The organism is Nostoc sp., from assembly GCF_036916735.1.
In the GTDB taxonomy this organism is placed as follows: Bacteria; Cyanobacteriota; Cyanobacteriia; order Cyanobacteriales; family Nostocaceae; genus Nostoc.
In genome coordinates, this window is record NZ_JBALFV010000101.1 from 110,905 (window position 1) to 130,998 (window position 20,094).

Annotated in this window: 18 protein-coding genes and 3 pseudogenes; 5 read left to right on the forward strand and 16 right to left on the reverse strand. The window is 41.1% G+C overall.

Annotation, left to right across the window (positions count from 1 at the left end; translation table 11 throughout):
- Nucleotides 1-46: 46 nt before the first annotated feature.
- The 6 genes and pseudogenes from V7L20_RS23965 to V7L20_RS23990 all read right to left on the reverse strand — a co-directional run bounded on the left by V7L20_RS23965 (nt 47) and on the right by V7L20_RS23990 (nt 4,126).
- Complete coding sequence (locus tag V7L20_RS23965) at nt 47-829, reverse strand: transferase (RefSeq protein WP_334746483.1); 783 nt, start codon at nt 827-829, stop codon at nt 47-49.
- Nucleotides 830-958: 129 nt separating this feature from the next.
- Nucleotides 959-1,216: a ribulose bisphosphate carboxylase small subunit gene (locus tag V7L20_RS23970; RefSeq protein ID WP_334746657.1), complete on the reverse strand. Its 258-nt coding sequence runs from the start codon at nt 1,214-1,216 to the stop codon at nt 959-961.
- 90 nt (nt 1,217-1,306) lie between these two features.
- Nucleotides 1,307-2,971: pseudogene (locus tag V7L20_RS23975) on the reverse strand (ribulose bisphosphate carboxylase small subunit); the annotation flags it as partial.
- Nucleotides 2,972-3,071: 100 nt separating this feature from the next.
- Nucleotides 3,072-3,374, reverse strand: coding sequence for a EutN/CcmL family microcompartment protein (locus V7L20_RS23980; protein ID WP_334746484.1), 303 nt, complete (start codon nt 3,372-3,374; stop codon nt 3,072-3,074).
- A 7-nt stretch (nt 3,375-3,381) separates the two neighbouring features.
- A complete protein-coding gene (locus V7L20_RS23985) occupies nt 3,382-3,726 on the reverse strand; it encodes a carbon dioxide-concentrating mechanism protein CcmK (RefSeq protein WP_039748664.1) in 345 nt (114 codons plus the stop codon).
- Nucleotides 3,727-3,817: 91 nt separating this feature from the next.
- Entirely contained in the window at nt 3,818-4,126 is a 309-nt protein-coding gene (locus V7L20_RS23990) for a carbon dioxide-concentrating mechanism protein CcmK (protein WP_012410633.1), read from the reverse strand.
- 659 nt (nt 4,127-4,785) lie between these two features.
- Between V7L20_RS23990 and V7L20_RS23995 the strand changes: the two genes are divergently transcribed.
- From V7L20_RS23995 to V7L20_RS24005, 3 genes are all read left to right on the forward strand, one after another.
- Complete coding sequence (locus tag V7L20_RS23995) at nt 4,786-6,642, forward strand: NAD(P)H-quinone oxidoreductase subunit F (protein WP_334746485.1); 1,857 nt, start codon at nt 4,786-4,788, stop codon at nt 6,640-6,642.
- 100 nt (nt 6,643-6,742) lie between these two features.
- A complete protein-coding gene (locus V7L20_RS24000) occupies nt 6,743-8,245 on the forward strand; it encodes an NADH-quinone oxidoreductase subunit M (RefSeq protein WP_334746486.1) in 1,503 nt (500 codons plus the stop codon).
- A 140-nt stretch (nt 8,246-8,385) separates the two neighbouring features.
- Nucleotides 8,386-9,516: a CO2 hydration protein gene (locus tag V7L20_RS24005; protein ID WP_334746487.1), complete on the forward strand. Its 1,131-nt coding sequence runs from the start codon at nt 8,386-8,388 to the stop codon at nt 9,514-9,516.
- Nucleotides 9,517-9,533: 17 nt separating this feature from the next.
- Here the strand turns inward: V7L20_RS24005 and V7L20_RS24010 are convergent, their stop codons facing one another.
- The 6 genes and pseudogenes from V7L20_RS24010 to V7L20_RS24035 form a co-directional block, all read right to left on the reverse strand.
- The gene (locus V7L20_RS24010; protein ID WP_334746488.1) at nt 9,534-10,259 is read right to left on the reverse strand and encodes a Uma2 family endonuclease; all 726 of its coding nucleotides are present in this window, start codon (nt 10,257-10,259) and stop codon (nt 9,534-9,536) included.
- 99 nt (nt 10,260-10,358) lie between these two features.
- Nucleotides 10,359-11,324 (reverse strand): hypothetical protein, encoded by a 966-nt coding sequence (locus V7L20_RS24015; protein ID WP_334746489.1) that lies wholly within the window; start codon nt 11,322-11,324, stop codon nt 10,359-10,361.
- A 2-nt stretch (nt 11,325-11,326) separates the two neighbouring features.
- Entirely contained in the window at nt 11,327-12,448 is a 1,122-nt protein-coding gene (locus V7L20_RS24020; RefSeq protein ID WP_334746490.1) for an AAA family ATPase, read from the reverse strand.
- Between the two features lie 194 nt (nt 12,449-12,642).
- Nucleotides 12,643-12,972, reverse strand: a complete 330-nt coding sequence (locus V7L20_RS24025) for a hypothetical protein (protein WP_334746491.1) — start codon at nt 12,970-12,972, stop codon at nt 12,643-12,645.
- A gap of 39 nt (nt 12,973-13,011) precedes the next feature.
- A pseudogene (locus V7L20_RS24030) lies at nt 13,012-13,260 on the reverse strand (DUF262 domain-containing protein); the annotation flags it as partial.
- 15 nt (nt 13,261-13,275) lie between these two features.
- The gene (locus V7L20_RS24035; protein WP_334746492.1) at nt 13,276-13,575 is read right to left on the reverse strand and encodes a hypothetical protein; all 300 of its coding nucleotides are present in this window, start codon (nt 13,573-13,575) and stop codon (nt 13,276-13,278) included.
- 256 nt (nt 13,576-13,831) lie between these two features.
- Here V7L20_RS24035 and V7L20_RS24040 point away from each other — a divergent pair.
- Nucleotides 13,832-14,523 (forward strand): IS1 family transposase gene (locus V7L20_RS24040; protein WP_334746493.1). Its coding sequence is split into 2 segments (ribosomal slippage): nt 13,832-14,167 and nt 14,170-14,523, totalling 690 coding nucleotides; the frame shifts between segments, so codons are not numbered across the junction.
- 191 nt (nt 14,524-14,714) lie between these two features.
- Here V7L20_RS24040 and V7L20_RS24045 read toward each other — a convergent pair.
- From V7L20_RS24045 to V7L20_RS32830, 4 genes and pseudogenes are all read right to left on the reverse strand, one after another.
- Nucleotides 14,715-14,859 (reverse strand): annotated as a pseudogene (locus V7L20_RS24045) (Uma2 family endonuclease); the annotation flags it as partial.
- 21 nt (nt 14,860-14,880) lie between these two features.
- Nucleotides 14,881-16,167, reverse strand: coding sequence for a homoserine dehydrogenase (locus V7L20_RS24050; protein ID WP_334746494.1), 1,287 nt, complete (start codon nt 16,165-16,167; stop codon nt 14,881-14,883).
- A gap of 121 nt (nt 16,168-16,288) precedes the next feature.
- Nucleotides 16,289-17,602, reverse strand: coding sequence for a ferredoxin--NADP reductase (gene petH, locus V7L20_RS24055; protein WP_334746658.1), 1,314 nt, complete (start codon nt 17,600-17,602; stop codon nt 16,289-16,291).
- Nucleotides 17,603-18,245: 643 nt separating this feature from the next.
- Nucleotides 18,246-18,374: a helix-turn-helix domain-containing protein gene (locus V7L20_RS32830; RefSeq protein ID WP_442943620.1), complete on the reverse strand. Its 129-nt coding sequence runs from the start codon at nt 18,372-18,374 to the stop codon at nt 18,246-18,248.
- A gap of 415 nt (nt 18,375-18,789) precedes the next feature.
- On the opposite strand from V7L20_RS32830, the gene V7L20_RS24060 reads away from it, so the two are divergent.
- Entirely contained in the window at nt 18,790-19,794 is a 1,005-nt protein-coding gene (locus V7L20_RS24060) for a phosphoribulokinase (protein ID WP_334746495.1), read from the forward strand.
- Nucleotides 19,795-20,094: the final 300 nt, after the last annotated feature.

Genomic DNA, 20,094 nt, shown 5'->3' on the forward strand with positions numbered 1-20,094 from the left:
CTTTCCCAGATAATCGCTAACAACTTACAATTAACACTTACTCAGACTAATCGTCAGAGTTTGGGTCGCTCAATGATTGTCTATGGGGAAACAGTGTAGTCAACAGCCTGTTTATGCTCCCTTGCCCATAAATTTGAGTCCCGAAACCGTTAGAGGATTCTGTAGCTAGCTGATTGGGGTCTGAGTCATGTTCTGTAGACTCTCGGACGGTTTGTTGCAATGTGGAGTCAGGATCATTGGCGGGTTCCTCTACAGGAGGAGGCTGGCTTTCTGGAGTGGCTGGAGATTTAAAGTAAGAAAGCGACTTATTTTGTTTGAAATCCACAAAAGTTGAAGTAGAGAAGTTAGTTGAGGAGGTTTCCTTTTGCTTAACTCCCCTTAAGCCATTTTCCTCTTCCTTCTGCGGTGGCGCACTTGTAGCCGTAGGGTTATTCGTAAATGGTTTTGGTTCTTTTGTTTCGGCTGTTTGGGCAATTTGCCGACTAGCGTCTCCTAAAATTGAACCAGGTGGAATTACTTGTCCAGGATCAACTGAACAGTTAAAAACTGTTGTCGCTGCACCAATGCAAGCATTTGTGCCAATTTTGCCTTTGCCAACCATCAAAAAACCGGCTCCCAAGTTTGCGCCTGCTTCTACCTCTAGGGTTCCTTCATGGACTTGGAGAATTGCTCCCATCCCAATACAGACCCCTGGCCCAATGATGATCTTGCTGTTTACAGCCGCTTGGAGGATCACCCCAGGTGCAAGTACTGCGCTTGGATGAATAGTCACCTCACCACTAATGTAAGAATCAAAGTTATTGCTGAGGCGCAGTAGCGGCACAGACATGGAAATTTTAACCTCAGAAGCCGGAAAATAGAGAGTTAGGAGTTCATTAAAAGTGAGGAGTTAGAAATTTTAAGTTTAGAGTTATGAATTAACAATTTTTTTAACTCCTAACTCCTAACTCCTAACTTTTTAAGGCCGTTGAATAATCGTTTCTAATACCCGACGCTTGGCTTTAGGGTCAATACCAATTAAGCGTACATATTCCCCTTGGTATTGGCCAAGGTGTCCTTCTACAGCTGCTATCGCTTCTCTTTCTGAGGAGGCTTGAATTTGACCGGTACTAGTCCAAGAACCTGTACGGAACCGTCGTTGGTCTACGTGTTCAAGGCTAATTTTAGAGCCGCTAGTCAATAATTGTCGGAGTTGGTCTACAACTTCTGTACTCAAGCGGTTACTGGTAGCTGTTGCTGTAGCAGTAGCATAAGGCGCACTGTTAGTAGTAGATTTTTGACTGCCAGAGGAAGCTACTTGACCATTTGGACGTTGAATAATTGTTTCTAATACCCGCCGTTTGGCTTTGGGGTCAATACCAATTAAGCGTACATATTCCCCTTGGTATTGGCCAAGGTGTCCTTCTACGGCTGCGATCGCTTCTCTTTCTGAGGAGGCTTGAATTTGACCGGTACTAGTCCAGGAACCTGTACGGAAGCGTCTTTCATCTACGTGTTCAAGGCTAATTTTGTGCCCACTAGCCAATAAGTGCCGGAGTTGGTCTACAACTTCTCTACTCAAATGGTTACTGGTAGCTGTTGCCGTAGTATTGGCATAGCTCCCACTGCTAGTAAATGATTTCTGACTACCAGAGGAGGCTACTTGACCATTTGGACGTTGAATTATGCTCTCTAATACCCGCCGTTTGGCTTTGGTATCAATGCCGATTAAACGCACATACTCGCCTTGATGGCTTTCTATACATTCTTCCAAGCCAGAAATTACTTGATTGATGGAAGTTGCTTCAATTGGCTTGCAGCTAGTCCAGGAACCAGTGCGGAAACGGCGCTCGTCTACGTGTTCCATGCCAATTTTGTAACCACCTGCCAACAGATGGCGGATTTGTTCTACAGTTTCGCCATTAACTTTGCCACTGCTAGAGCCGTTACTATTACCATTACTGCTGTAGCTACTGCTGTAGCTGCCATTGCTATGACTACTAGCCGGAGCCTTAAAATTGCTAGCTGGTTTAAAATCATCATCCGGGCGTTGGATGATGTTTTCTAACACACGTCGTCTATCTTTGTCAATACCAAATAGGCGGACATACTCACCACTATGCTCTCTGACACAGCTTTCTAATGCTGCGATCGCTTCACCAATGGATCTCGGTTCAATTGGTTGGCAACTAGTCCAAGAACCCGTGCGGAACCGTCTCTGGTCTACGTGTTCTGTACCTATCTTATACCCTTGCTCCAATAGATAGCGCACCTGCTCTATTGTTTCTGCACCCAAGCTATTGCTCGACACTTCACTACTCCTTTCTAGCTCTAAAACAGTAACACCATTACCTGTATAAGATTTAGTGTTCTCATCCCTAATTGGTGCAATACATTTGCTATCCGCAGCACAAAGATAACCAGCTCGCAGCGCTTGATTAATCCCAACCACATGATGAGCAAAGTCCTTATCCTGATCTTGCACATCTGGCAAGCGGTCAGCTTGCTGCTGATTGATAATTATCGCTCCCGAAGGTACATACTTACCTGCGGGAATCTCTACGTCTTGAATCAAAGCGTGCATCATCACGATGCAACCTGCACCCACTCTGGCATTAAACACCGTAGAGCGAAAGCCAATGAAGGAATTATCTCCTACATAAGCTGGCCCGTGAATTAGAGCCATGTGGGTAATGCAAGTGTTTTTACCTACCCAAACCGAGTATTTCTTTTGATCGTCGCCAATGACTCGACCTTGCTCTAATCCATGAATCACAACACCATCTTGAATATTAGTGTTTTCACCAATATAAAAAGGTGTGCCTTCATCCGCTCTAATCGTAGTCCCCGGAGCAACGATTACATTTGCACCTATGCGTACATCTCCAATCAGATTGGAAAATGAATGTACAAAGGCTGTTTCATGGATTTGGGCTTCAGATAAATTCCTCGACCACGGGGTTGGAGGTGCCGCCGTGCTGCGGACTGCCATTTCGAGATTCCTCCTGTATTGTCATTTGTCATTTGTCATTTGTCTTTTGTCATTTGTCTTTTGTCGAGAGCAAGTGACTAATGACTAAATGACTAATGACTTATCGATATTGATCTTTTTTGCTGTAAATGAGGCGATCTTCAACGTGAATTGTATCTATGATCGCTACTACCACTGCATCTAATGGTCGTTGTTCATTGCCAATAACTTGACGAGCGGCACTGCCAGTACTGACAAGTACCCACTCATCTACTCCTGCTCCTACAATATCTGCTGCTACTTCGTATTGTGGCAGGATGTTGCCGTCTTCATCCACTAATTGTAACAACAGTAGTTTGACACCTCGAAGACTTGGATCTTTTTGTGTACTAACTACTGTGCCGCGAACTTTGGCGACTTGCATTCTTTAATTACGGTCTTCTACCGAAAGGACGAATTGCATTTACATTTTCCCGGAATTGCTCTACATCTTCGGTATAACGAATTGGTAGGACGTATTCCAAGTTTTCGTGAGGACGAGCAATGATGTGAGTAGATAACACTTGTCCGCCGTTGACTCGCTTGACTGATTCAACACCAGCACCTACAGAAGCTTGTACTTCCGACACATCACCCCGAACAATCACGGTAACTCGACCACTGCCGATTTTTTCATAGCCTACTAGAGTAACACGGGCAGCTTTCACCATTGCATCAGCAGCTTCCACTACTGCTGGAAAGCCTAGCGTTTCAACCATTCCTACTGCAATTGACATTAGTTTTAATCCCTATTTCAAAGTTTTTAGCCTTGGACAAAAGTGATGCTCAATTAGGCAAAGAGCGTTAATTACTTTGTTTAAACAGCTTTTAAGTACGGAATTGTTCCACTGCTTCTGTGTAACGTATCGGCAAGACGTATTCAAGGTTTTCGTGAGGACGAGCAATGATGTGAGTAGATAACACTTCACCACCAAAGACTCTTTTTGCCGCTTCAACCCCAGCAGCTACGGAAGCTTGTACTTCCGATACATCTCCCCTAACTATCACGGTGACGCGAGCGCTACCAATTTTTTCATACCCTACTAAAGTCACACGGGCGGCTTTCACCATCGCATCAGCAGCTTCCACTACTGCTGGAAAGCCCTTCGTTTCAATCATCCCAACTGCAATTGGCATCGCAGAACTCCTACAATATTAATCCAATCTGTACTGTCGCTTGAAATTTTTGACGGGGAGAGCTTTATCTTAATAGCTAAGAAAACACTTCCAAATTAAGCATAGGAAAGGTTGGCCTTCCTGGCAATATAAATTACTATAATAGTTTATGATAAGAAAGTTTTAAAAAACTTAACAAAAATTTATCTGTCCTCCTAAGCAATAAAAGTTCACTGATTCCTAGAGGAGGCACTTATGCTTTATAATTTCTTTATCACATTTACAAAACGAGATTCATAACCAAGGGTAATTTTATCTGGGGAGGGAGGACAAGATGCTGTATCTTGTGCTGTATCTAGGTTCTGCCAATTGTTGCTATATTTACAAGGACTAAGTGAAAAATATATAATTTTTTCAAATATATCGTATAAATTACTTTGTTCCAAGTAGAAATAAGAATGTCAAAACAAAGGTAAGGTTAAAGCAAGTAAATGCTTTAACCTATGTAAAGTTATATTTTATGGAAGTTTAATAGAATAAAGTAAAGTAAAAATACTTATGATAATTTAGTTTTAACAAGAGTAAAAAATATTGATGTTTCTACTAAATTAATTTTATAAACTAAATAATAGTATAAAAGCTTTTTTAAAATTAAGGCTGAGTCGTCAAGGTGAATTTAAATGCATCAATTTATATTTTTAACAAGTTGGTTTGTGCCTTTATATAGCTTATTAGGCGCAATTTTGACGTTGCCGTGGGGAATAGGAATAATTAGGCGAACCGGGCCAAGACCTGCGGCATACATAAATTTGTTAACGACGGTTTTGGCTTTTACCCATAGTCTGTTTGTATTTAAAATTATCTGGGATAGAGAACCAGAAAAGTTACTAGTGACGTGGTTCAAAGCTGCTGATTTAGACTTATCTTTTGCCTTGGAACTTTCGGCAGTCAGTATTGGGGCAACAGTTTTAATTACAGGGTTAAGCTTACTTGCACAAGTTTACGCCCTGGGTTACATGGAAAAAGACTGGTCGTTGGCACGTTTTTTTGCGCTGCTGGGATTTTTTGAAGCAGCCCTGAGTGCTTTAGCAATCAGTGATTCTTTGTTTTTCAGCTATGCGCTTTTGGAAGTGCTGACGCTTTCGACTTACTTGCTTGTGGGATTCTGGTATGCTCAACCTCTAGTGGTAACGGCGGCGCGGGATGCGTTTTTAACCAAACGGGTAGGAGACTTGTTACTGCTGATGGGAGTGGTAACGCTTTCCACTTTAGCTGGGAGTTTGAACTTTTCGGATTTATATGAGTGGGCGCAAACAGCGAATTTAAGCCCAGTGACATCCACATTGCTGGGGTTGGCATTAATTGCTGGGCCTGCTGGTAAATGCGCCCAATTTCCCCTGCATCTTTGGTTGGATGAAGCAATGGAAGGACCTAACCCCGCCTCGGTAATGAGAAACTCACTGGTAGTAGCTGGTGGTGCTTATTTACTGTATAAACTGCAACCATTGTTAGCCCTGTCGCCAGTTGCCTTGAATGTATTAGTCGTAATGGGAACGGTAACGGCAATTGGGGCCACATTAGTATCCATAGCTCAAATTGACATTAAGCGATCGCTGTCTCATTCCACCAGTGCATACATGGGCTTAGTGTTTTTGGCGGTGGGGTTGCAGCAAGGGGGAGTGGCCTTGATGTTGCTGTTAACTCATGCGATCGCTAAAGCATTATTATTCATGAGTTCCGGTTCAGTAATCTTGACTACCCAAAGCCAAGACTTAACAGAAATGGGCGGTTTGTGGTCAAGAATGCCAGCTACCACCACTGCCTTTGTTGTCGGTGCAGCCGGAATGGTAACACTACTACCATTAGGAAGCTTTTGGGCAATGTTAGCATGGGCTGACGGTTTTGTGAATATTAGCCCTTGGGTAATTGGGGTTTTATTATTAGTCAATGGCTTAACAGCATTGAACTTAACCAGAGTATTCAGATTAGTATTTTGGGGTAAACCGCAACAGAAAACCCGTCGCACCCCAGAAGTTGGTTGGCAGATGGCCTTACCAATGGTGATTCTCACAGTCTTGACTCTGCTGGTGCCTTTGATGCTACAGCAATGGTACTTGCTACCAAATTGGGAAAGTATTAATTGGTTTGTGGCATTAGGGTTATTTACTTCAACCGTCGTGGGGATAGTTGTAGGGTCTACAGTTCATCTACACAAAGCTTGGTCAAGATCCAGAATCTTGGCATGGAGATTTGTGCAGGACTTGTTAGGTTATGATTTTTATATTGACCGAGTTTATCGGCTAACGGTAGTGGGTGCAGTAGCACTCCTATCTAAAATCTCTGCTTGGAGCGATCGCTATTTAGTCGATGGTCTAGTAAACTTGGTTGGCTTTGTGACGATTCTCGGCGGACAAACTTTAAAGTACAGCATTTCTGGTCAATCTCAGGGCTATATGTTGACCATCTTAGCGGTCGTTAGTGTCCTGGGTTTATTCATCAGCTGGTCATCGGGCTTACTAGATAAATTACCTTTTTAACTGAGTTAGGAGTAGAGACGCGATTAACCCTTGTCTGTACAGGAGTTAGGAGTTATTCTTTTCCCCTGCTCCCCCTGCTCCCTTTACCTGAATTCCGTCTATGCTTAGTGTTTTAATTCTAGTGCCGTTAATCGGCGCAGCTTTAATTGGTTTCTCGCCCTCTGGCATCAATGGTAAATTCGCCCGTGGGATGGCTTTAGTCTTTGCCAGTATCGCTTTTTTATGGACAATTGTAATAGCAATTCAGTTCCATCCAGGGGAAATCACTCAACAGTTTGCCGAGTCTCTCCCTTGGATAGATGTCTTAGGTTTAAACTATAACCTGGGAATAGATGGTTTATCTTTGCCACTGCTGATTTTGAATGCATTGTTAACTTGCATTGCCATATACAGCAGCGATGAATTCCTTCAGCGTCCTAAATTTTATTACTCTTTGATACTATTATTAAGCGCTGGGGTGACTGGAGCTTTTCTGGCACAGGATTTACTGCTATTTTTCTTATTTTATGAATTAGAACTGATTCCGCTATATCTGTTGATAGCTATTTGGGGTGGGGCCAAGCGGGGTTATGCTGCAACAAAATTTCTCATTTATACCGCCGTTTCAGGAATCTTAATTTTGGCAAGTTTCCTCGGCATGGTTTGGTTAAGTGGTTCCTCAAGCTTTGCACTAGCAACCTTGAACCCTACGACTCTACCTCTAACGACACAGCTTTTACTGCTAGGGGGAATTTTGATAGGTTTCGGGATTAAAATTCCCTTAGTTCCCTTCCATACTTGGTTGCCAGATGCTCACGTTGAAGCTTCTACACCAATTTCTGTGCTGTTGGCTGGAGTGTTGTTGAAGTTGGGAACTTATGGTTTACTGCGGTTTGGCATGAACTTGTTACCAGAAGCTTGGGCTTATGTGGCTCCTTGGTTAGCGACCTGGGCAGTAGTAAGTGTACTGTATGGTGCATCCTGCGCGATCGCTCAAACTGATATGAAAAAAATGGTGGCATACAGTTCCATTGGACACATGGGCTACGTACTTTTAGCCGCAGCAGCGGGCACGCCATTAAGCGTGTTGGGTGCTGTTATGCAGATGATTAGCCACGGCTTGATTTCTGCCATGCTGTTTTTGCTAGTAGGAGTTGTGTATAAAAAAGCTGGAAGCCGCGATTTAGAAATCCTCCAAGGACTGCTGAACCCAGAACGGGGTATGCCTGTAATTGGTAGCTTGATAGTTGTGGGAGTCATGGCCAGCGCTGGGATACCGGGAATGGTCGGGTTTATTTCCGAATTTGTAGTTTATCGGGGGAGTTTTCCAGTTTTTCCAGTGCAAACCTTGTTATGCATGATTGGTACAGGCTTAACTGCGGTTTACTTCCTAATACTCCTCAACCGCGCCTTTTTTGGACGCTTGTCTGCCCAAGTTACCAACTTACCACGAGTGTATTGGAGCGATCGCGGCCCAGCTGCTATTTTAGCTGTGGTGATTGTGATTTTTGGCATTCAACCTGGTTGGTTAGCACGCTGGACTGAACCAACAATTACAGCAATGGTGAATAGCCAAAACGTAGTAGCAATGTCCTTGCATAAGAGAATGGGGAATGGGGAGTAGGGAATGGCGAGATGAGGGACAAAGGGGCAAAGGAGACAATTCCAAACTCTTAACTCCTGTAGAGACGCGATTAATCGCGTCTCTACTCCTAACTCAGCACTCCCAATGCCCAATGCCCAATACTTAATGGAGAAATCGCAATGGTAACTATTAGAAAGAAATTGACAAACGAACCTTTGCCTGAGTTTATTGAACGCCTGCAAACAGGACAGGCATTACTTTCCGATAGTCCAGAAAATGTGGTGGAAGTAGTTGGTATTCTTAAAAGCTATGGCGTAGTTATAGATGCCTATTCAATAAACCTGAATTATATTGCCGAACATCAGTTTTTAGTATTTTTCCCATTTTTTAAATACTTTAATGGAGAAGTATCTTTTCAGAAATTACTTCGTCACTGGTGGCATGATCGCATTAATTTTGAATATGCCGAGTATTGCATGAAAGGCATGATGTGGCACGGTGGCGGCGGTTTAGATACATATTTAGATACAAAAGAATTTCAAGAAAGAGCGCAAGCTGTCATCACAGCTAAATTTAAAAATAATCCTTTAATTTTAGGCATCAACCAACTGTTTCCAGACTTTTTAACTGAGCAATTACGCGTTTCTGCTTACTACACTGGTTTAGGTCAATTTTGGCGAGTCATGGCTGATATTTTCCTTAGCTTATCAGACCGCTACGACAAAGGCGAAATCAAATCAATTCCCCAAATTGTAGACCATATTAAAGCAGGGTTAGTGGAAAATGCATCCAAGCCAATTACCTACACCGTCAAAGTTCGGGAAAAACTCTATGAAATCATTCCTAAAGACGTTGGTTTGACTTTCTTAGCAGACACAGCAATACCTTATGTAGAAGCAGTTTTCTTTAGAGGAACACCTTTCCACGGCACAGTTTCATACAACGCCCAAGCTTATCAAATATCCCCAGATCAAAGTCGATTCCAGTATGGCGCATTATATGCCGATCCTTTGCCCATCGGCGGCGCAGGTATTCCTCCCACCTTGTTGATGCAAGATATGCGTCATTATCTTCCAGAGTACTTGCATGAAATTTATCGTCGCAGCCTCCGGGGTGAAGATGATTTGCGAGTGCAAATTTGTATGACTTTCCAAAAATCGATGTTTTGCGTGACCACAGCAGCGATTTTAGGACTGGCGCCCTATCCTATAGATACTAAAGATCCATCTGAGGAAAAAGCGAATCGAGTTTATTTCGGAAAGTGGATGAGTCGTTTAGAAACTTCCCGGTTGCTAGATGTAAATCAATAGTTGACTTTTGGTAAAAATTATGCATTTGTTTCGATGCCTAGAGAGCGCAATTGAGCAGCTAGGCGTTCTGCTCTTTGATGTTCTTGTTCGGCTCTTTCTTCGCCCGTCAACAACAAATTACCTTGCAAATCCCACCAGCGTAGCCAAGGTAATTCCATGTTGTGATATTGTCCCTGCCATAGACCTAACTCAACCTCTAAAGGATGTATAGGATAATGTCCACGTTCATTTGCTGTTAATAACTGATATTGTCCACCAATTAATTCATAAACTTCCACACTGGCTTTATTCACTTCATAAATGCCGTAAAAGGGAGGACGAATCACCTGCTCATAAATCCAAAATTTACCCTTCCACGGAGTTTTGTCTCGCTCCTCACTATCATCTCCAGAAACAAATTCCAATACAATCAATGGGGCAATAAATTCTCGCCACAGTACATAAGACCTCCGTGTTTGCCCATCAAGCAAGGGTGGTACATTCGGTACATAAAACCAGTCTGGTGCTTCTGCTCCTTTTTCTGGGGGGTCAGTCATGCGCCAGTAGATAGCGCTATCTTGACCAATACAGTATTGTCTATCAGGATGACGTTTTTGCAATATCGGTTTAATCGAGTCTGTGATGAGAATGCTTTGGGGATGTTCCTGAAAGTTTTTCACGAAAGTACCATCAGACTCTGGTAGCTGCGTATGGTCAGGGAAAGGAGTGAGTTCGTCGGTGGTTGGATTGGTTGCAGAGGTCATAAGATTACCTTTGCAGGAGTAAGGGTTGTTTATTAGTTTAGCAATGGAAGGAGAGATGGGGCGATGTCTACGACGGGCTTCGCCTACGCAATATTTCTATTAAGTTCTATACTTCACTGTAGGAAGATGGCGACCAACATAGCCAATAATGACTTGTCCTGGTTTTACTGCAAAGAAATGAATTTGCCAGTTGCAGAATCTCAATTTTATATGGCGATCAAATAGACGTTCTTTGCCATCAGTACAAAGAAAAGTTCTTTCTCTGCCATATTTATTCAAAGTTCCTTCACTCTCTCCAGACTCGTCAATAGGATAATCATCAAGATTAAAATACCCTTTTTTCCATTTATTAGAGCATTTTTCAAGCTCCAATAGTGTTTTGACAACAGGTTGTAATTCCAATTGTCCAACACGGATATTTCTTAACTGTTTACTGATAGCATCACAGAATTCAAGGTTAGGAAATAATTCTCGTTTTCGTTCCCAAAGATCGTCACCATCGATAACTCCAGTCCGAATGCGGTTTTGTATCCACTCAGTATGTTCCTGTACATCATTGCTACGACTAACATGGAGAATTTCTAAAATATCATTGATTACTTCTTCATTTTCATTAAGTCGCCTTGCTTCGAGTTCTAGGCGGCTAAAGTTCCAGCATTCCTTAGATATAAAGCTAATTGCTATTGTGTCAAGCAAATGAGCTACACCAAGTCCAATTGCTAGTTCTCCCTGATGCCAAAATTCAGACAAGCCAGCGTTATTTTCAATATCTTGAATATCTAAATTTGTAATATTAGTTGAGAAAGGACTTCCTGTTGCTAGATTTCTAATAAAACCTTGTTCAACTTGATCTACTTCTTTATCATTAAGCCAACGACGTAAAGGATAGTCAGGAGCAAGTATAGTTGCATGAAAGTTATCTTTAGTGCGAAGATATACTTTCACACCCTGAGCTTTAACTGCTTTTACAGTGTTAATGAAGTTAGACATCCACTGTCGCGCTGTTTCCTTATTAGAAGCAAGATTTTTTAGAGAAAGTTCATTTAATACTAAGTCAATCTCCACATCTAGTCTCCCGCAGGTTCTAACAAAACATCCAAGCTTTTTTCCCACTCATCAAAGAATCCATCAGGCCATCGATCAATTCTGCCATTCCGATCAATGCGTGGTGAAACTACTTTTGTCAAAGCTTGTCCTTGTTTTTCTTGTTGCTCAAAGTAATGCAACTGGACATAATGCGGGGAAATAATACCACCATGAACAGCAAGACGAATCCCATTTAAAACATGATCGCTATGAGTTTCTATCACAACCTGGATATCACAGCTAGCTGCTAGTGCTAACAATTCTCCCATTTTGGCTTGTCCTCTCGGATGAAGATGAGCCTCCGGGTTTTCAACTAGGATTAGTGTACCAGGAGGAGATGAAAGTATAGCTACAATAATTGATAAAGTGTAGGTAATTCCAAAACCAACGTTGGTTGCACGGTAACGATTACTATCTCCATAAAAATATTTGATACTCACCAAACCCATCGCTGAGTTAGCTTCTATTTCAATACGTATACCAGGACTAACCTCTCTCATCCATGCTTCCACTTGATCTATCAGATTCATTGATTTTGCTTGTGGATAGCTTAGATTTGGTATGGGTATTGCTTCATCTCCATAAATATAAAGAAAATGGGCTGTATATTCTCCTTGAGTACCAATTTGTCTAAGTCTTCTAACTTGATAATCAGACATTTCATTAAATGAACGTGGGCCGATTCGTTCTGCTCGAAGGTAGTGAAAATATTTGCTAAAAATATATGATTGACGAATTTCAGATTCATTTGGTTCTGAAATTACATTTAAAACATCTTCTTCTTTCTCATCTGGGTTGTAATTAAAATCACATGTACCTTCATACTTTTCCCAGATAATCTCAAAACTTATATGGTTATCTTTTGCACTCTCATAAAGGGCATCTTGTGCTGTACCAATATTTACTAATTCCCCATTTAGTGCCAAGCCAGTTTTTGGCAATAAATCCTGTTGATAAGATTGCCGTAGTAGTAGTAGTAGTAGTGATTGAAGCACAGAGGATTTCCCAGTGCTGTTAAGTCCAGATATTAGTGTTAAAGGTCTAAATTCAAGCAACTGGTCTTCAAATTTTTTGAAGTTAATTATACGAAGATAACGAATCATGAAAGCACTTCCTGAATTATTTTACCAATAATCTCAAATCTATACTCAGCTTTTTTAGCAGCTTGGGATATAGATGCAAGAAATTCTTTATCGTCATCTACATATTGAATAAAAGTCTCAGTTAGTTTATATTTATATTTCTTTAAAATTTGTATTTCTTTATCATTTAGTTGACTAAGATGTATTGACCAAGTTTAAAATAGAGATTTATTTAGTGGAAACTTCCTATTATTTTTGTTAGAAATTTTCCGAAAAGCATTTTTTTCAAAAATATCATAAGCTGCCAGCATTGCTTTTTTAAAATTTTCTTTTATATTTATTAATTCAGCATCACTTAAATCATTTATTTTAGATAAAGCTTCACTCAAAAATACATCCCTAGAATTTTCTTTATAATCTTTATACGAAGTGAGCATAAACGCAAGATAACCAAGTATAAACTCTCGGTCATCCATACGCTTTTTTTTAGATTCACTGAGTGGAATTACTTGTATAAATTCTGAACAGTTTGCAAGTCCTTGCAAGAATTTATTGGCTTTACCTGGGTTTAAAGCATGACGCAGTTCTTGATTTGAAAGACCTACACCTCCAGTATTAATCCTTTTGAAGATATTATATTTAACTTCTGTAGGAGTCCCTTTTTCAATTAAATAGACTGTAGGTTGAGTTTCTAAGATTCGTCGTTGATATCTGAGTTCTAGTTCATCATAATTTTTGCCATTAAGATTTGTGAGGTATTCTAGTCCACTTAGCTTAAGTCTATCTTTACTTTTATCACTAACAAAGTGCTTTAAAGCAGATAGACGTTGTAAACCATCGACAACTACTCATTTATCATCATTAGTAGCATCTATATAAAAAGCTGGTAATGGAATCCGAATCAGAAGAGACTCAATTAGTTTACTTTTAGCATCTAGATTCCATATATTTGCCTGACGTTGGAAATCAGGTGCTAAATCAAGTGCCGCTTCATCAATTCGTCTTAATAATTGCTCAATAGTTGGTTGTCTTGTCGTAATATTAATTTTATCAGGATCATATTGAAAAGTAACTTTTTCATATTGTTCTTCATCATTATTTTCTTCATCTAAAGCTAATTCTGGATTGTAGTCATCCAAATTGATCACGGCGCTTACTCCTTAGTTTTAACACTTATTTGTTAACTCAGCTCTTAGTGACACTTGGTGTTACTACATCAGCAAATTGGGCTTTTTAACTGGCGTATTTCAATCCTACTATCACGCTGTGTGCAACTTAATTTTGTTAAACTTTGATTCCATTGTGGGGTAGGCATCTTGCCTGCCCAGAAAGGACGGACAAGATGTCCATCCCACAAGAATAAAAGGCGTTGCATAATAAAGGGATGAATTGAGGTGTTATACTATGTATTGTCCATACTCTGATTCTACTGAGATTAGGAAAAACGGTAAACGAAGAGGTAAGCAAAATAACATTTGTGTAAAATGTGGTCGTCAATTTATCAATGCCTATAGTCCACCAAAAGGATACTCAGATCAAATCAAACAAGACTGTTTAAAATCATACGTGAATGGCATGGGATTTCGAGCGATGGAGCGTTCCAAGGGAGTTCATCATACAACCGTAATTTATTGGTTAAAACTTATTGGTGAAAAACTTCCAGATGCACCGTCAATCAACGAGATACCAGAAGTTGGAGAGTTAGATGAACTGGAAACTTTTGTCGGTTCAAGAAAAGCAAAATTTGGTTGTCGACAGCAGTAAATCACTTTCGTGAAGGTATTTTGGCTTGGGTACTGGGTGATCATAGTGGAGAAACATTTAAACCCCTTTGGGATATTGTTTTCTATTGGCAATGTTATTTCTATGTGACAGATGGGTGGAAAGTTTACCCTAGTTTTATTGAGCCAGGAGACCAGATCGTGAGCAAAACATATATGACTCGGGTAGAAGGTGAAAACACTCGCGTTAGTCATTACTTAGCACGACTACATCGAAAAACACTGTGCTATTCAAAATCAGTGGATATGCTTAAATACTCAATTAGATTATTACTTCATTATTTTAAGTATAGCAAAATACCTGTATTTGAGTGATTCATCACGCATTTATGCAACGCCGAATAAAAAAGTCGCACATCGCGTTACTATCTGGCTAAATAATAAAGACGTGAAATTTTGCGCCTCTACGATCTAGTCTATTAGTTGTTTACCTTCCCCAGGCACATCCAAAATTGGCGCGATCACCTCCGGTAACGTCACAGCAATCACACCTTAAAGCTAAAAACCTATACTTCCGTTTCAACACCAAGCGCCCTCAATTGGGCAATTAGACGGATCGGCTCTTTGTCTTTCCTGTTCAGCCCGTTGGGATTCCTGTTCGGCTCTTTCCTCACCAGTCAACAACAAATTACCCTGCAAATCCCACCAACGCCGATCGCTAAAACATTAATCTCAAAGTACACGCAGTAAGCTAGGAATGCTTTTGATCGCTGATAAATCCCGAATTTCTGCTAAAGCTTGCCGAAAACTACCTTCTGGTACATCATGGGTGACAACCACAATCTCTGCTAGTTCCTCTTGAAAGCCAGTTTGGACAATTGACTCTAAGCTAACGCCATAATTACCAAAGCAAGTACCCAATTTCCCGATAACTCCAGGTTGGTCATTGGTGAGGAAACGGGCGTAAAACCGAGTTATCAATTCTGCCATCAGCGCAATTTGGCAATATTCCTGATGTCCACAAGCTATTAAAGGATTTGCAACTACTGTATTGGTTTTGAGGATAGCAACTAAATTCAAAATATCTGATGTCACAGCACTAGCGGTTGCACCAGCACCAGCACCGGGGCCAAAAAACATTACTTGCCCAATGGGTTCTCCTTCCACAAGAATGGCATTGTAAACGCCGTTGATGCTAGCCAGAGGGTGGGCTTGGGGCACTAATGTAGGATGAACTCTGACGGAAAGGTGAGATGAGGGAATATCACGTTTAGCGATCGCTAATAATTTAATCACAAATCCCAATTTTTCGGCGTAGGCAATATCTGTTTTACTAACTTGCCGAATGCCCTCGGTATAAACATCTTGTAAATTGATGCGTCCACCAAAGCCTAATGATGCCAAAATGGCAATTTTATCTGCTGCGTCTAAGCCATCAACATCAGCTGTAGGGTCAGCCTCAGCATAACCCAAGCGCTGGGCATCAGCCAAAACATCGTTGAAGTTGCTGCCTTCTGTTTGCATCCGGGTGAGGATGTAGTTAGTTGTACCGTTAACGATACCAGTTATAGTATTAATACGGTTAACACTTAACGACTGCTTTAGGGGCTGAATCACTGGAATACCGCCACCCACAGCAGCTTCTAGCATGACGTATACGCCAGCTTGATTGGCTGTTGTGAAAATTTCCACCCCAAAGCGGGCGATCGCAGCTTTATTGGCGGTGACTACATGCTTACCATTACTCAAAGCTTTGAGAATTAGCGATCGCGCCGGCTCTAGTCCGCCCATCACCTCGACAACTATATCTACCGCCGGATCGTTGACAATTGATTCTAAATCTGTGGTTAATACTTCTGTAGACAATTCTACTGCACGAGGTTTGTCGAGCGATCGTACTCCCACCCGATAGATTTCTATCTCTTGCAACAATGGGTGACGTCCAGCGCTATCTTGCAACAACTGCACTGTTCCCGTTCCCACGGTGCCTAATCCCAGTATTCCTAGTTTCACACCCATTTTGCACCCAATTTTACCAATAACAATTGTAGGTAGAGCGTTTGCCCTACCTACTGATTATCCTGCTTCCTTTGTCATTTGTCCTTTGCTGACGACTAATGACCAATGACTAATGACTAATTTAGTATGTTTCTACGTGCCAGCGACCAGCTTTCTTGAGTTGCTTTTGGTAATCACTCCAGGTTACGTCTTCTTTAGCAGCAGCAGCAGTTAAGGCTGCATCGATACCTTCTTCCATACCGCGCAAACCGCAAATGTATGTGTGAGTTTTTTCATTTTTAATCAATTGCCACAATTCATCTGCGTGTTCAGCTACGCGGTCTTGAATGTACATTCTACCACCTTGGGGATTTTTCTGTTCGCGGCTGATAGCAGCAGTGAGGCGGAAGTTATCAGGATATTTTTGTTGAATTTCTTCCAGTTCTTCCTTATATAAGAGGTTTGGAGTTGTTGGTACGCCAAATATTAACCAAGAGAATCCTTTAAATTCGTATTCTGGGTTAGCTGCTCTTTCTGCATCTTTAAACTGACGCCACAGATAAGCCCGCATCGGCGCAATACCTGTTCCGGTTGCCATCATGATTACATTAGCATCAGGGTCATTGGGTAATAACATTTCTTTACCCACAGGCCCGGTAATTTTCACATCTTCCCCTGGCTTGAGGAAACACAGATGGGTAGAGCAAACACCGTAGACTGTTTCGCCAGTTTCTGGGTGCTTGTACTCTAACTGGCGGACACACAGTGATACTGTCTTGTCATCCACATCATCGCCATGACGAGTTGAGGCGATAGAATATAGTCTAAGTTTTTCCGGCTTGCCGTTTTTGTCCAATCCTGGCGGAATAATCCCAATACTTTGACCTTCTATATACTTTAAATCACTACCAGATAGGTCAAACTTAAGATGTTGAACAATACCAATACCGTCTTCTTTGACTAGCGGTTCGTTAGATATTACCTTGCCAATAAACGGAGCATTGGGGCGGTAAGTGTTAACAGGAACGTCACCGTGATCTTTTTTGGCTTTCGCTTGAGTCATGGTTTTGCCTTTCTTGTCCTTGTTCTGTTCTTCAGCACTCTGAGCATTTATAGATGTGGCTTTACCATTCCCTTCAGTGTTAGCAGTTTCCCCAGATGTCGCTAACTCGCTGACAACGCTTGTAGCATTCCCAAGTGAGGCTTTACCATTAACTGGCTGTAGCGCAGTTACAAGCTGGATGCTAACAATTGTGCCGCCTAGACGAGTGATACGTCGCATTTCTTGATTCATGCGGTTGTAAGGCACTCTGATGAACACACTGCCACTTTTCCGAATTGGGTAGTTAGTTTGATCAGTTTCTTCGCTCTGACGCAAACCCACCACTTCATAAAGGAAGATGCGGCTACCTAATTCTGTGTTGGCAGCACCCTCAACAGCACCTTGATTGTACATTCGTTCTACCACTCCGATAATTTACTTAACCGTCTTTCAAAAAAACTATTCCCATCTCATGCCAGCTTTAGTTTACCGGATTTTCGTTTCACAAAACTAGCCATGAAGGAAAAACGGCATCATTAAATTAATGCCTAGCTAAGTACACTCACCAAAGACATGCAGGCATAGCAAAAAACACACCTGTTCACCTTCTAAGGTAAAGGATAAGTCTTATGGAGAATGTTAATAATGAGTCAATTTAATCTTTTTTTCGTTAACTACCACCCCATCAGGAAGATAGTTATTACCTTATTACCCAATGAGCAACTTAAAGGGTCAGGTATTGTATGAAGGTTGCTTCGATTAGTGGAAGCTACTGCTCGGCTGACTTTACAAAAATTGCGATTGCGCTTGCCTACTTTAAAAGTGTGAACCAAAGATGCCAACTAAGGAAGGTTTTCTTCCGATTGGTTTTACTTATTTAAATCTACATCTCAAAATATTGTTAGCTATATGCATGACCTGTCTATGAATAATGACATGACTAGGACAACTTAAGCTATAAACATAACGATATAGAGAACCATGTTAAACTGTAATCAGTTTCACATGTGAAAAATCTGTCAAACCTTATCAGTACTTGACCATAACGTCAACGCTTCTATATAAGCATATCTATAAATTTACAGCCAAAAATTTGACTAATGCAAGTTCTTTGCTCATTCGTTGGATAGATTTTTTCTTTGAATATATTAAGTATTGTCGAGCAAGAATTACAATTTAGGAACATCAAAAAATTCGCAGTAATAATAAATTATACCTTATAGTCTTGTTCCTAGTCACAAGTAGCGGACTGATAAAGGCGCAACACTGACGGACGGTGCTGATCCCCATTTTTAAATTAACAACTAAATCAAGAAAAAAATGATTATTAACCACCCTAATTCTTCTTGAGAGCAATCTTGTATGGGATACCCCCTTCTGTTAAAATCAAATATACCACTAGGATTAAATACTTACCGGCACCAAAATTCAGGCTAGTCCGACGAGTAGCAACTTAATTACTTTTGTTGCCTACTTGCTTGGTGTCTTATAGATGTGCTAGGTAGCAAGAACGCAGGATAAACCAAAGCGGTAAACTCCTGGCTTCAGAATCTGCTGTGTGAAAAATTATTGACACAATTTTAGTATTTTAGAGGAGATTTATGACAAGTAAGCCGGAACGCGTGGTACTGATTGGAGTAGCCGGAGACTCTGGGTGCGGTAAATCTACGTTTTTGCGCCGTTTGATAGATTTGTTTGGTGAAGATTTAATGACAGTCATCTGCTTGGATGACTATCACTCCTTGGATCGTATACAACGCAAACAAACTGGGATAACGGCACTAGACCCCAGGGCGAACAATTTTGACCTAATGTATGAGCAAATTAAAGCGCTCAAAAGTGGTCAAGCGATTGATAAGCCGATTTATAATCATGAAACTGGCTTGATTGATCCGCCGGAGCGGATAGAGCCGAATCACATCATAGTTGTTGAAGGGCTGCATCCTTTATATGATGAACGGGTGCGATCGCTAATCGATTTTAGTGTTTATTTTGACATTAGCGATGAAGTCAAAATTGCCTGGAAAATCCAACGAGATATGGCTGAACGTGGTCATCGCTACGAAGATGTCTTAGCGCAAATCAATTCCCGCAAACCTGACTTTGATAAATTTATCGAACCACAAAGAGAATTTGCCGATGTGGTTCTCCAAGTATTACCCACAAACTTGATCAAAAACGACACGGAGCGCAGAGTCTTGCGAGTACGTATGCTCCAACGCGAAGGTAAGGAAGGCTTTGATCCAACCTACCTATTTGATGAAGGATCAACAATCAATTGGACTCCTTGTGGACGCAAGCTGACCTGTTCCTACCCTGGTATGCAACTGTACTACGGTTCAGATGTTTACTACGACCGCTATGTCTCAGTACTAGAGGTCGATGGTCAATTTGACAACTTGGAAGAAGTGATTTATATCGAAACCCATCTCAGCAATACATCCACTAAATATCAAGGTGAATTGACTCACTTGTTACTCCAGCACCGCGAGTACCCAGGTTCCAATAATGGTACTGGTTTCTTCCAAGTGCTTACCGGTTTGAAAATGCGTGCTGCCTATGAGCGCTTAACAGCTACGGAAGCAAAGTTAGCGGTTCAGGTTTAAAAGCAACAGTGTTTGTATGATATCTTTTGGGGCGCTTCCAAGCGTCCCTTTTTTGTGTTATTAGATACATTATACCTACAAAATGATTAGCGTCGATTTATCTTTTCTATAGATACTTACCTTATAGCTAGTAGTTTTTATGAATATTCAGAAGATACTAACTACTGAAGTATAAATGTTGTTATGATTTCATAAATTAATGTGAGTTCAACGGTTTATATGGTGTTCGCCTAACAAGCCGAATCAAAACATCTCTAAGAGGTTTTACTACACAAAACCATGTCTCTCCAAGTCAGAGAG